Origin of the sequence: Pseudomonas sp. Z4-7 (assembly GCF_051131965.1) — a bacterium.
Classification (GTDB): Bacteria; Pseudomonadota; Gammaproteobacteria; order Pseudomonadales; family Pseudomonadaceae; genus Aquipseudomonas.
The window spans coordinates 818406-831462 of record NZ_CP071642.1 but is presented as its reverse complement, the minus strand read 5'-3'; the positions used below and the strand labels follow the sequence as shown (position 1 = coordinate 831462).

The following is a 13057-nucleotide window of genomic DNA, read 5'->3' as shown; positions in this document are numbered from 1 at the left end:
GACGACAACCGGGTTACCTAGCCGCGGACCGCCTATCTAGACTACATGACCCGAGAGACTCAGCAGGACATCAGCCAATTGGGATGGATCGGTACAACTGAATCCGGCCGCATCAGTTCAATAGGGGGCTGCCATCCGCTCAATCCGAGAAAACTTAACGTCGTGTCAGGGGGTGAGTTGACCACTACAATCCGCATGCATCTGCATACTCAAAACCGCATAATGCCTAGCTGTATGTCTTTCAGTCGCCCCACCTTCAGGGACAGAATCCCCAATGTTTGAGCAAGCCTTCAAAAACATCGACGACATCCTGCATAAGGATGCCGGCTGTACCAGCGAGCTGGACTATACCGAGCAAAGCTCTTGGCTGCTGTTTCTCAAGTACCTCGATGCCCTGGAGCAGGATAAAGCGATGGAGGCTGAGCTGGAGGGCAAGTATTACCTCTACATCCTCGACAGCGAATACCGCTGGGAACGCTGGGCTGCGCCGAAGAATGAAAAGGGTGAGATCGACCACAACTGCACCCTTACGGGTGATGACCTCAAGGATTTCGTCAACAACAAGCTGTTCCCCTATCTTTATGGGTTCAAGCAGAAGGCCAGCGGCCCGGACACCATCCAGTACAAAATTGGCGAAATCTTTGGTGAGATCAAGAACCGTATCCAGAGTGGGTACAATCTACGCGAAGTAGTGGAAATCGTTGATAGCCTGCGCTTTCGCTCACAGACTGAAAAGCACGAGCTTTCGCACCTCTACGAAGCAAAAATCAAGAACATGGGGAACGCCGGGCGTAACGGAGGGGAGTATTACACCCCACGTCCTCTGATTCGAGCCATGGTTCGAGTGGTTAACCCGCACATCGGCCAACGCATCTATGACGGAGCAGTTGGTTCGGCAGGCTTCCTTTGCGAAGCATTCGACTACCTGAGCAGAAATCCAACGCTAACTACAAACCAACAGGAAATTCTGCAAAAGCGCACCTTCTACGGTAAGGAGAAGAAAAGCCTCGCCTATGTCATTGCTATCATGAATATGATCCTTCATGGCATCGATACACCGAACATTATCCACACCAACACTCTGGCTGAAAACCTGAGCGACATTCAGGATAGGGATCGTTTTGATGTTGTGCTGGCCAACCCGCCTTTCGGCGGAAAGGAGCGCAAAGAGGTACAGCAGAACTTTCCAATCAAGACCGGGGAAACCGCCTTCCTGTTTCTTCAGCACTTTATCAAGATCCTCAAGGCGGGCGGTCAGGGTGCTGTCGTCATTAAGAACACCTTCCTAAGCAATGGCGATAACGCCTCGTTAAGTTTGCGGAAGCTTCTGCTAGAGAGTTGCAATCTACATACCGTACTCGACTGTCCAGGCGGTACCTTCCAAGGGGCGGGCGTAAAAACCGTGGTGCTATTCTTCCAGAAGGGCACATCGACGCGAAAAATTTGGTACTACCAACTCAATCCTGGCCGTAATATGGGCAAGACTAACCCGTTGAACGATGATGATCTGGCCGAATTTATCGAACTGCAAAAAAACTTCGCCGACTCGCCAAAAAGCTGGACTCTGGATACTTCCGGCATTGATAAAACTAGCTTTGATCTTTCAGTGAAAAACCCCAATGGCGGCGAAGAAATTGTGTATCGAGCTCCACAACAAGTTATGGATGAAATCTCTGTTCTGGACGCAGAGAGTGCGGAAATACTGAGAAGTATCAGGGCGATGCTATGAAGTGGCCTACAAAGACCCTAGAGCAGATCTCAATAAACTTAGACAGCAAGCGTATCCCAATCACTAAAGCTGCCCGTATTGGAGGCGAATATCCATACTACGGTGCGTCTGGGATTGTCGACTTCGTAGATGACTATATCTTCGAAGGTAATGCTCTCCTCATTTCCGAAGATGGTGCTAATTTACTGGCACGATCAACCCCTATTGCTTTTCCGGCGTCAGGAAAATACTGGGTAAATAACCATGCTCATATCTTGAAGTTTGAGAGCATGACGACTCAGCGATTTGTTGAGCTGTATCTTGAAAGCATTACATTGGAAGGTTATATAACGGGGGCCGCGCAGCCAAAGCTAAATCAAAAGGCCTTAAACTCAATAAAGATCCCCTTCCCTGAACTCTCGGAGCAGCAACGTATCGTCGCTATTCTCGATGAGGCTCTTGAAGGTATCGCCAAAGCTCGCTACAACGCTGGGAAAAATCTGAAAAATGCCCGCGAGTTGTTAGAGCATTACCTACGTTCCATCTTTGCGCCGCGCGATGGGAAATGGAAAATTAAACGACTGGGCGAGATGGTTACATTTCGCAACGGCATTAACTTCAACAAGTCAAGCAAGGGTGAGTTGATAAAAATTCTAGGGGTGAGAGACTTTCAGACCAGTTACTGGGCCCCCCTTGATAAACTTGAGTCGATCATCCCAGATGGTACGCTTCCTGATTCAGACATGTTGCAGAAAGACGACCTTGTCTTTGTGCGATCAAATGGCAATCCGGAGCTTATTGGCCGCTGTCTTTTGATTGGAGATATCAGCGAAAGAGCAACGCACTCGGGCTTTACGATTAAAGCCCGTCTGCATAGCACTGAAATATCACCTAAATACTTGTGTCATTTTCTGAAGTCGAACAGCGCGCGTAGAGCGATGATTGACGGAGGGAATGGGGCGAACATTAAAAGCCTGAGCCAAGGAACACTTTCTAATTTAGAGATACCATTTCCCATTATTAAAGAACAAACTCAAATCGTGGGGCTGATTGAAACCCTTCAAGAAAAGGTTCAGGTTCTCGAGTCCATCTACAGGCGAAAGCTCGCTACACTCGACGAGCTAAGAAAGTCCATTTTGCACCAAGCCTTTAGCGGCAATCTGTAAGGAAACAGGTGATGAACGAAGCAGAAACCCGCGCCGAACACATTGACCCAGCCTTACGCGATGCGGGCTGGGGCGTAATAGACGGCAGCCGCGTTCATCGTGAGTTTCAGATCACCCATGGTCGCATCCAGGGCGCAGGCAAACGTGGCATTGCCGATATTGCCGACTACGTTCTGGTCTATCGCAACACCCAGCTGGGGGTGATTGAGGCTAAGGCCTGGGACAAGCACTACACCGAAGGCGTGGCGCAGGCCAAGGGCTATGCCAAAAAGCTGATGGTGCGCTTTACCTACTCCACCAATGGCCAGACCATTTACAGCATTGACATGCTGACCGGAGCTGAAGGGGATGTCGCCAAATTCCCCAGTCCAGAAGAGTTATGGAATCTGACTTTTGCCGAGCACAACGAGTGGCGCGAGCGCTTTGCCGCTATACCGTTCGAGGACAAGGCTGGTACTTGGGGGGCACGCTACTACCAAGATATCGCGATCAACCGGGTACTGGAGGCCATGGCTGCGGAGCAGCAGCGCATCCTGCTGACTCTGGCAACTGGCACGGGCAAGACCTTCATCGCCTTCCAGCTCGCCTGGAAGTTGTTCAAGAGCCGCTGGAACCTCAAACGTGACGCTCAGCGCCAGCCGCGCATCTTGTTCCTGGCGGATCGTAATATTCTGGCTGATCAGGCCTACAACTCGTTTTCCGCCTTCCCTGAAGATGCGCTGGTTCGTATAGACCCATCTGACATTCGTAAGAAGGGAAGGGTGCCGAAGAACGCCAGTATCTTCTTCACCATCTTCCAGACCTTTATGAGCGGGCCGAATGACACCCCATACTTCGGCGAGTACCCAGCGGACTTCTTCGATTTCGTCATTGTCGATGAGTGCCACCGTGGCGGCGCTAATGATGAAGGTAGCTGGCGCGGCATTCTCAACTATTTCTCGCCAGCCGTGCAGCTGGGCCTGACCGCCACCCCGAAGCGCGATGTCAACGTCGACACCTATGCCTACTTTGGCGAGCCGGTGTACGTGTACTCGCTCAAGGAAGGCATTAACGATGGCTTCTTGACTCCGTTCAAGGTCAGACAGATCGCTACGACGCTGGACGAATACGTCCATGTCCCTGGTGACGGTGTGGTGGTAAAGGGTAATGTGGAGCCAGGAAGACGCTATGTTGAGGACGACTTCAACCGCATTATTAAAATTCCGGAGCGAGAGGCGTATCGCGTTAAGTTATTCATGGGCATGATTAATCCGAACGACAAAACGTTGGTGTTCTGCGCGACACAAGAGCATGCGCTCGAAGTTCGAAACCTGATTAATCAGCAGAAGAAAAGCTCCGAGCCCGACTACTGTGTGCGTGTGACCGCACATGACGGCGCTCGCGGCGAAGAGTATCTACGGACATTTCAAGATAACGAGATGACCATCCCCACCATCCTGACCACTTCAAGGAAACTCTCTACCGGCGTGGATGCGCGTAACGTGCGCAATATTGTATTGATGCGCCCAGTCAAAAACATGATCGAGTTCAAGCAGATCATTGGTCGCGGAACACGCCTCTTCGACGGTAAGGACTACTTCACTATCTTCGACTTCGTGAAGGCCCACCATCTCTTCAGCGACCCTGCCTGGGATGGCGAGCCGGAAGAGCCCGTGCCTAAGGGGGATGGCAAATCTGGTGGTAATGAGGAGGGTGACGAAGTGGGGGGCGTAGAGAAGCCTCCCAAACCGCCGATGGAGCCGCGACCACACGTGATCGAGATCAGGTTAAGCAATGGTTCGGTGCGCCGGATCAAAAACATGATGGCGACCTTGTTCCTCAGCGCGGATGGCAAGCCAATGTCTGCCGCGCAATTTCTAGAAAGTCTGTTCGGCAGCCTTCCAGACTTCTTCAAAGATGAAGACGAACTGCGCTCCATCTGGAGTGGGCCAGACACTCGTAAAGCTTTCATGCAGGGCCTGGCTGAGAGAGGCTTCAACAAGGAGGTACTAGCCGAAATGCAAAATATCATTGACGCAGAGAACAGCGATATTTTTGATGTGCTGACTTATGTCGCCTTCGACATCGACCCTGTTACTCGTGAAGAACGTGCAATCAAGGCACGCAGAACTCTCCACGGCCACTTCAGCGACAAACAGGAAGTCTTTATTGACTTCGTGCTGGCACATTACGTGAAGGAAGGTGTGGAAGAGCTTGAGCCGGAAAAGCTGTCACCGCTTCTCAAGCTTAAGTACAACAACGCCATTGCCGACGCAATCGCCGACCTTGGCAAACCAGAACTGATCAAGGATGTGTTTTATAGTTTCCAGAAGTATCTTTACCAAGGGCCTATCGGCTCACCTGGTATCTAGCAGTAGCTAAGACCGCAACGTCATGCCAGTACGTTGATCAATGTATGGCTGCCATTAAACGGTTCAATAGTATCGCCAAAACTTTCGCCTTTTGGCCACACACAATGCCTAGCCTAAGCGGGCAAACTTTTTTCACGGCGACAGCGGCGACACCGGCGACAAACCACGCCCTGCCTGGCCTGGAGCGTGGCGTCAAAAGTGGCGACAGTCGCCACGTTAATCGCGGACATCGGTTAAAGGCTTGACCGCTTTTGGCCACAGGCGTACGAATGATCACGCAAGCCGCTGTCATCGACAGCACCCTTAGAGGTAGCCCGAACCTAAAAGGCTACGCCCCATGGTGGGTGGTTCTCCCAAAGTGCGATTAGCGTCCGGCGGCTCGCACGGTCACTCACCGAGTGATGGATGCCAACTTCAGATCATTGCCATTGCGGCAAATACATCCCCCTACCCAACTGCCCTGCAGCAACCTATCCGCTTGGCCATTTCACTGCGCCAACCTGCGCCCGTCTCTTTCTTCTGGAAAGAGACGGGCGCTCCTAACGCTGCTGCTGCCCAACTCGTACAAGGCATTGCGGCATTCCCCCCTCGTGATAATCGGCGTGACAAGCACCGAAATCACCCGCAACAGCGATGCAGATGACGGTGCCGCAGCCCAAGGAATGGACTGCCCCTGACTGACAGTCAGGCATGCCCCGGTCATCGCATCACTGCCTTCACCTGACTCAGGATCCGCGTCACCGGTCTCGTCAGCCAGTGCAGCCTCCACCCGCCCACCGCTATCGGTGTTCAGGAGGCCAGATCGTGAGATGCCCAAGCTCCCGGCCGTAAGGAGCCGTCAGTCCCGCGTGAGAGGACAAACCTCACAGGTCGCAGGGGCCTTGATCCCTGATAACACTCAACAACCGTGGCGGGATGAGTGAGGAAGAAATTGATCATCAGGAGAATTGCGATGCAATTGTGCGAAGCGTTCGAGCCACCACAACCGTTGCTGGAATACCAGCAGGCGCCACTGCCCTACCCGGTCGAAGCACTCGGGGATCTGTTGGGTCCTGCGGTCAAACGACTGGCCGAGGTGATCGGGGTACCTTGCGCCATGGCAGCGCAATCGGTGCTGGCTACCACGGCCTTGGTGAGCCAGGGTCATGCCAATGTCCAACTCGACGGCCGAACCTATCCGCTGTCCCTCTACCTATTGACGGTGGCGTCCTCGGGTGATCGCAAAAGCGCGGTGGACCACCTGGCACTGAAGGCCGCGCGCGACTGGGAACGACAGCAGTGGACCCTGTATGCGGAAAAGCTCAAAGCTTATCGCGTAGCCACCAGCATCATGACCAAACCCAAAACATCAAAGAAACACGCGGAGGCGGAAGACAGAGAGCTATCCGAGCCGGTACCGCCGAGACTGATCATTGCCGAGCCCACTATCGAGGCCCTGGTCAAAAGCCTGTGCCATGGCTTACCCAGCATGGGTTTGTTCAATGATGAAGGTGGCCAATTCTTGGGCAGCAGCACCATGAGCAAAGAGAATCTGCTCAAGGCAATCACCACCTTGTCGACGCTGTGGGATGGCAGCCCGATCGACCGGGCGCGCTCCATGGCCGGAGAAAGCCTACGCGCCTATGACCGCCGCCTCAGCCTGCATCTGATGCTGCAACCCTACCTGGCCAACCAGCTGTTCAAAGACCCGGTGATCAATGGCCAAGGCATCCTGGGTCGTTGCCTGATCAGTTGGCCCGAGCGCCTGGCCGGCCAGCGGCTCTACAAAGCGATCGACCTGACCCGAGATGCCAAAGTCCAGTGCTACCAACAGCGGATCACCGCCCTGCTGCAAAAGCCCTGGTCGCTCCACAAGGATGGCTCACTCAATCCCGCCAGGCTGGAGCTGACTCCCCGTGCCCGTCGTGCCTGGATTGATATTCACGACACCATCGAGTGCCAGTCTGGCGAATTCGGCGAGCTAGCCGGCGTCCAGCCTGTCGCGAGCAAGGCCGCGGCGAATGTACTGCGTATCGCGGGCGTGCTGGCCATGGTGGAAGAGGCCAGTGCGTTGGACGAAGCACACATCCAGCGCGCCTCCACGCTGATGGATTACTACCTGGCCGAGATTCAGCGCCTGACTGAACAGGAGCCGGTCAATAGCCGACGCGAGGAAGCGGATCGGCTGCTGCGCTGGCTGGTGCAGAAAGGCTGGACCCACTTCAGCATCCGCGACGTCAATCGCAAAGGCCCTCGTTTTGCCCGCAAGAGCGCCGACCATACCGCCTCTTTATTGGTCGTGCTGATCACTCATCGCTGGCTGAGCAGTCGCGATGGAAGAACCTTCGAGGTACGCCATGTTCCGCCTCAATGACGCGGTGCGCCGCTACCAGGCGCAACATCAATCGCAACCAGAATCGCGGCGTGTCACCGCCTCTGTCGCCACCCTGTCGCCACGTGCCAGGCCAGAAACGACGCGGATTGTCGCCACTGTCGCCGCTGTCGCCACACCACCCCTAGACCCTGCCGACCTCGCCCGACTGATCGAGCAACTGCGTGAGGAAGGGGCACTACTGCAACACCACGAGAACACTCTCCTGATCCGTCCGACAAACTGGCAGCAGGTGGACAGGCTCAGCCCTCACTGGAAAGCCCTGCTGCTCTTTCTGCAAACAAACGAAAGCGGTGATGACGATGGCCTTGGTCAGTCGGCGTGATGGTCGCAACTTTGGCTATGGCCGCCAGCTGAGCTACGCCGGTCCACAAGCGCTCAAGGATCTGTTTGCCGGCGGCCACTTCGCCACGGTCAAAGCGCACAGCGATCGCTGGCAAGCGTTCGTGCGTTGGTGTCGGTCAGAGGACGGCCCCGGTTACAACGATGCGCGCCAGATCGACCGACATACGCTGCAGGACTACGCCGCTTACCTGCGCCAGCAGATCCAACAAGGTGAACTCTGCATCGCTACAGCGCAGAACCGCCTGAGCAGCGTCAACCGCACCCTCGCCGCGCTGCGCGGTGATCAGGACGTGAGGATCGCCAGCCCGAGTCAGGCGTTGGAACAGAAGCGTTCGACCATACGCACCCGCGCGCCAGATGGCCAAGGCCACCAACAGGTGCGGCGAGTGATTGAGGCGCTAGGCAAACAGCAACACGAACGGGTGGCGGCGATTGTCCTTTTGGCCCGAACAACCGGTATGCGCCTGCGCGAAGCGATCCTGGCTGACCTGCCACGCTTGCACCGCGAAGCCGAACACTTAGGCCGCATCAACATTCAGGACGGCACCAAAGGTGGCCGCTCAGGGGCTTCAGCGCCGCGATGGGTTGTGGCAAATGAAGCGGTGAAGGCGGCCCTGCAGTTGGCTCGTCATGCATCGCCGCCCCGCAGCCGCAACTTGTTGGCCCGAGACGAAAGCTACGCCGTGTTCCTACAACAGACCGTGCTCCCTGCCCGCGAAACGCTACATGAACAACGGTTGAAAGGTCTTCATGAACTGCGCGCGGCCTACGCCTGCGAGCGTTACGAACAGCTCACTGGCCACGCCGCACCAGTCAATGGTGGCCACTGCTATCGCATTGACCGCGAACTGGATCGACAGGCGCGGCAACAGATCAGCCTTGAGCTCGGGCATAACCGGATCGATGTGGTTTCGGCCTACATTGGAGGTCGAGCGTGACCAAGCCGTTCAATATGGCGCTGTTCCTGAGCGGCGTACTGACCGGCTCGAAGGTCACGCAGCAGCGTCACCTACGGCAAGCCCGCATCATGCAAGCAGCCATTCAACAGCGATGGCAGCGAGACAATCCCTGGACCTGGCAGCTCAAGCATATGCGCTGGTTTCTCACCCAGCACCTGAAAGACCATTCCGACGCCACCCGGTATTACTATCGGCTCACCGCCCTACTGGTCTGGAAACGATTAGGGAACAGCCGAGAGTTGCTGATCTGACGCTCGTATCGAGATTAGGCAACCCTCCAGGCTCACTTGCCCGCCTTCATCCATCTCAGCGTAGATATTTTCTTGCGGATAAACCTGCTCGAAAACACCGCCGCAATGGCAAAACCAACCCAAACCGGTTAGTCGTGACAGGCCAAAAACGGCCGCTGAGTTTCACGCTGTTTTTCGCTAGCAGCAGGAAAAAACGGTCATTGGAGTTTGTGAGATATCCGAGCCGGTTCACTTTGGAGTCAGAATCGCGTCGTAATCCTCAGCACCAGCTATACGTAAGACTTTGCTCGACAAATCGCTAAACTCACTATCCAATGTCGTTTTGATATCAAAAGCTAAGCCGTTGGGCAAAGCGAGTGGCCCACAGAGACCTCAGATGATTTTGCCGGCATGGGGTCAGGAGAATGACGGTGAGCATTACATACTCAAGGAAAGGGAGCGTTCAAAAATGTCTCGGAAACTGAGCTATAGCCGCGACATCCTCGCAATGGGTGACAAGGAACTTGAGGTTTTCGTACATCGCTGGGTTGCTCAGCAAAAAAAAGAGTATGTGGATCATGAAGAGTTCGGTAATGCCAACGACCTCGGCCGTGACGTCGTAGGGTTTGTGACCCACAAGCGCCATGAAGGCGCATGGGACAATTACCAATGCAAGATGCTTGGCAAAACCCTTGACGACGCTGCCATGCACCAAGAGTTGGGCAAAATTTTCTACTTTGCTTCTGAAGGGCATTTTACTCCTCCTCGCAAATACATTTTTGTCGCACCCAAAGGCTTTAATCGTAAAGCTGAGCATCTACTTAATAACTCTGCGCAATTTCAAAATCAAATATTGAATGAATGGGACACCCGTTGCGCAAAAAAAATAATAGCCAAGCAGTCGATTGCGCTAACACCCAAACTTAAAAAAATAATCCAAGAGTTTGATTTTACAAACATCGTCGGCATTGATGCTGCAAAGATGTTAACGCTCGAAGGTATCGATTTTGTGCTTGCAGACACATTTGGTGATGATCCTGGTGAATCACCTGCCGGCGTAGTGCCGATCGATATCTCATCTCAAGAAAGCGAATATATTCGGCAGCTAATTTCCATATACTCCGAATACGAAAACACTATTTTCACTGATGCCTCAGACATCCTAAACCATCCATTACACAAAATAGGCTTCAACCTGCAACGTCGACGCTACTTCGATGCTGATGCTTTTCGAAGACACTTCCGGGACAATATAAATCCTTATCACCTAGATAAATTTAACGACGAGATACTTGCAGGAATCTATGAAACATACTGTTCCGCAGTGGGTATGGAGCGTATAACTAAAGTAATGACGCAAGCATCAGCAATTGAAATAAGTGGAATTTTTGGCAGACACAAACGTGCATCTATCCAAGTTAGACAGGGCACCTGCCATCACTTCGCCAACGAGGGAACGTTGCCATGGACAATATAACCGACTCTAAAAACACTCTCTTCAATGGCCCCATTGAAACAGCTCTACGCTCATTGATTATCCTTGAAGCGTTTTATCCATGCCCACTCGATTTGGAAACGATCTCTCTGCTGGACTATTTCGTCGTGCATACGGCAGATATTGGAGGGCCGTCCAGTCTTCATCCTGCAGTCAGCAGCAGAGTAGGCGAATACCGAGTACGACGCAGAACAATTCAAGACAGCCTCCAAATTTTGATTAGAAGAAATCTGATTGTATCGACAGAAGCAGATGATGGGATACGATTTGTTTCTGGCGATGACGCACCCGCATTCATAAAGTTACTTGCAACAATTTACAACCTCACTTTATCAGAGCGAGCCAACTGGCTAGCCTTACAAGCGAAGCACCATGGCAATTTATTTTATGATATGCGCACACATATAGAGAGTCTAACAATGGAGTTTCAGTTTGACGAGGGTTATTCAATTGCCTGAAGTCACATCATTTAAAGGGATGCGCCTCCGCCACCTTACCTTTACCGGACCCAACCTTCCTGCCATTTGCTTAACGCTGGAGGCTGGTCTAAATATCATCTACGGTGGCTCGAATGCGGGGAAATCCTATATTCTCTCCGTGCTCAACTTTATGCTCGGCGGCGACAAACCCCCCATACTAAAACAGGGTGCAGATTACGACACCATATTATTAGGTATAGATTTTTCCCATCATCGAAGCATTACTATCCATCGGATGAGGAAGGGAGGAAAAATCACGGTATATGATGATTTAGCAGAGGATGGCTTTATTGCTGATCGTCAGGGCACTATTGTGTCGGCAGACCACGGCAAAGGTAAAACAGGTAGTATTTCTGAGCTCCTGCTGGGCCGCGTAGGCATCTCAGACGCAAAAATAGCTTCAACTCAAGCGGCAAGATTAGTCCCCCTCTCTCTCCGGCACTTAATACCATATCTTCTAATAGATGAAGATCGGATGTTTTCGGTTGTCACCCCGACTCAAATAAATCCCAAAAATTCTCCAACCCTAGACAAAAATGTATTCAAGGCACTGCTCACTGGTCAAGATGATTCCCACATCATCCCCATACCTGACCAAGCAACACTGAAAGCTGGTAACGCCGGAAAAATTGAACTCCTAACTGAAATGATCGAGGAGCTAGATCAGAAACTAGGTGATTCAAATATAGAAGAACTGGAACGCATATTTGAAGAACAGTTAACAAGATCGGAGGTTTTGGGGGAGGAACTGACAACGGTTCAAGAGCGACTTGACTATCTGGTTCACCTTCGGCGCAAAACTTTGGATAACCAAAGCATCTCAGACGCTCAGAGTTCCCAACTGCAAGCTATGGGACAACGGTTTATCGATCTAAGTCAAACCTATATAACAGATATTAGGCGGCTTGAGGCCATTGAGGAAGGAGGATTTCTCCTTCGCCGATTTGAAGATCAACCATGCCCTATGTGTGGCGCGCAGCCAGGGCATCAACACATCCCGCACTCACCCGCTGACCTAGAGCGCCAACAACACTCTGCCCAAGCAGAAATTCGAAAAATAGAACGCGATCTCGAAAACCTAAAACCTACTATACAGAATCTTCAAACTGATCTTGCGGGTTCTAGGGAACAAAGTGAAAGTTTAGCCACCAATATAAAAAGTTACGAACAGGACATATTGCTTCTGAGACCGATAGAGTCAAGCATCCGGGAGTCCTACCAAAAATGCATAAAGATGCGGGACGATGCTGCTCGATCAGTTGCCTTATATGATCGGCGAATTGACCTTTTGAATCGCCGCCAGCAAATAGAGATGCTCCGTATCGGGAGACAGGTCGCAGAAGGGCTCATCATTGGGATCGACGAAAGTGAAGGGGATGCGTTCGCTCAGACCGTCAAACTTGTACTAGATGCATGGGGATACCCCGGAGTGCATACTGTTAGCTGGGATCAGCAATCTTATGATTTTGCAGTGAATGGGATTCCTCGCGGTCAAAACGGTAAAGGTGTGAAGGCGATATTTCACTCAGCATTTGTGGTCGCTTTCTTGATATTTTGCAGGGAAAAAGGCCTACCTCATCCAGGCTTTGTGGTGCTGGACTCGCCACTCGTCACCTATCGCAAACCAATCCTGTATAAGCGTCATGGCGAGCTCGCGCCTGATGAGGCAGCCATTGCGCAGACCACTTTAGATCTCAAATTTTACGAACACTTGGCCTCTCTTTCAGCGACTGGGCAATTTTTGGTTATAGAAAACAATGACCCTCCCGGTTTCGTGGTTGGAAAGGCGAAAATCACAACTTTCTCCGGGCAAAACGGAAATGGTAGACCAGGACTGTTCCCGCCACTGTCGTAGGTCAAAGAAATCAGCTTACTCTGAAGTCGAAATAGAACTTATACAGGCGGCTTTACTAAATTGAATCGCCCTGCTTTTCAAGATACATCAGAGCGCCC

Annotated in this window: 10 protein-coding genes; all 10 read left to right on the top strand. The window is 52.3% G+C overall.

What is annotated here, in order from left to right; translation table 11 throughout:
* Positions 1–274: 274 nt before the first annotated feature.
* The 10 genes from J3P91_RS03555 to J3P91_RS03510 all read left to right on the top strand — a co-directional run bounded on the left by J3P91_RS03555 (position 275) and on the right by J3P91_RS03510 (position 12959).
* Entirely contained in the window at positions 275–1729 is a 1455-nt protein-coding gene (locus J3P91_RS03555; RefSeq protein WP_434602771.1) for an N-6 DNA methylase, read from the top strand.
* Entirely contained in the window at positions 1726–2874 is a 1149-nt protein-coding gene (locus J3P91_RS03550; RefSeq protein WP_434602770.1) for a restriction endonuclease subunit S, read from the top strand. The genes J3P91_RS03555 and J3P91_RS03550 overlap by 4 nt, the downstream gene beginning before the upstream one ends.
* 11 nt (positions 2875–2885) lie before the next feature.
* Positions 2886–5225, top strand: a complete 2340-nt coding sequence (gene hsdR, locus J3P91_RS03545; protein WP_434602769.1) for an EcoAI/FtnUII family type I restriction enzme subunit R — start codon at positions 2886–2888, stop codon at positions 5223–5225.
* A gap of 952 nt (positions 5226–6177) precedes the next feature.
* Positions 6178–7578, top strand: a complete 1401-nt coding sequence (locus tag J3P91_RS03540) for a YfjI family protein (protein ID WP_434602768.1) — start codon at positions 6178–6180, stop codon at positions 7576–7578.
* Positions 7562–7921 (top strand): hypothetical protein, encoded by a 360-nt coding sequence (locus J3P91_RS03535; RefSeq protein WP_434602767.1) that lies wholly within the window; start codon positions 7562–7564, stop codon positions 7919–7921. The genes J3P91_RS03540 and J3P91_RS03535 overlap by 17 nt, the downstream gene beginning before the upstream one ends.
* Positions 7899–8879: an integrase domain-containing protein gene (locus J3P91_RS03530; RefSeq protein ID WP_434604985.1), complete on the top strand. Its 981-nt coding sequence runs from the start codon at positions 7899–7901 to the stop codon at positions 8877–8879. Before J3P91_RS03535 ends, J3P91_RS03530 begins: the two co-directional genes overlap by 23 nt.
* Positions 8876–9151, top strand: a complete 276-nt coding sequence (locus J3P91_RS03525) for a hypothetical protein (RefSeq protein ID WP_434602766.1) — start codon at positions 8876–8878, stop codon at positions 9149–9151. The genes J3P91_RS03530 and J3P91_RS03525 overlap by 4 nt, the downstream gene beginning before the upstream one ends.
* 376 nt (positions 9152–9527) lie before the next feature.
* Positions 9528–10607 carry an ABC-three component system protein gene (locus J3P91_RS03520; RefSeq protein WP_434602765.1) on the top strand — a complete coding sequence of 360 codons (1080 nt, stop codon included), beginning with the start codon at positions 9528–9530 and terminating at the stop codon, positions 10605–10607.
* Positions 10595–11083 (top strand): ABC-three component system middle component 2, encoded by a 489-nt coding sequence (locus tag J3P91_RS03515; RefSeq protein ID WP_434602764.1) that lies wholly within the window; start codon positions 10595–10597, stop codon positions 11081–11083. The genes J3P91_RS03520 and J3P91_RS03515 overlap by 13 nt, the downstream gene beginning before the upstream one ends.
* A complete protein-coding gene (locus J3P91_RS03510; RefSeq protein WP_434602763.1) occupies positions 11076–12959 on the top strand; it encodes a hypothetical protein in 1884 nt (627 codons plus the stop codon). The genes J3P91_RS03515 and J3P91_RS03510 overlap by 8 nt, the downstream gene beginning before the upstream one ends.
* The last annotated feature ends 98 nt before the right edge of the window (positions 12960–13057 follow it).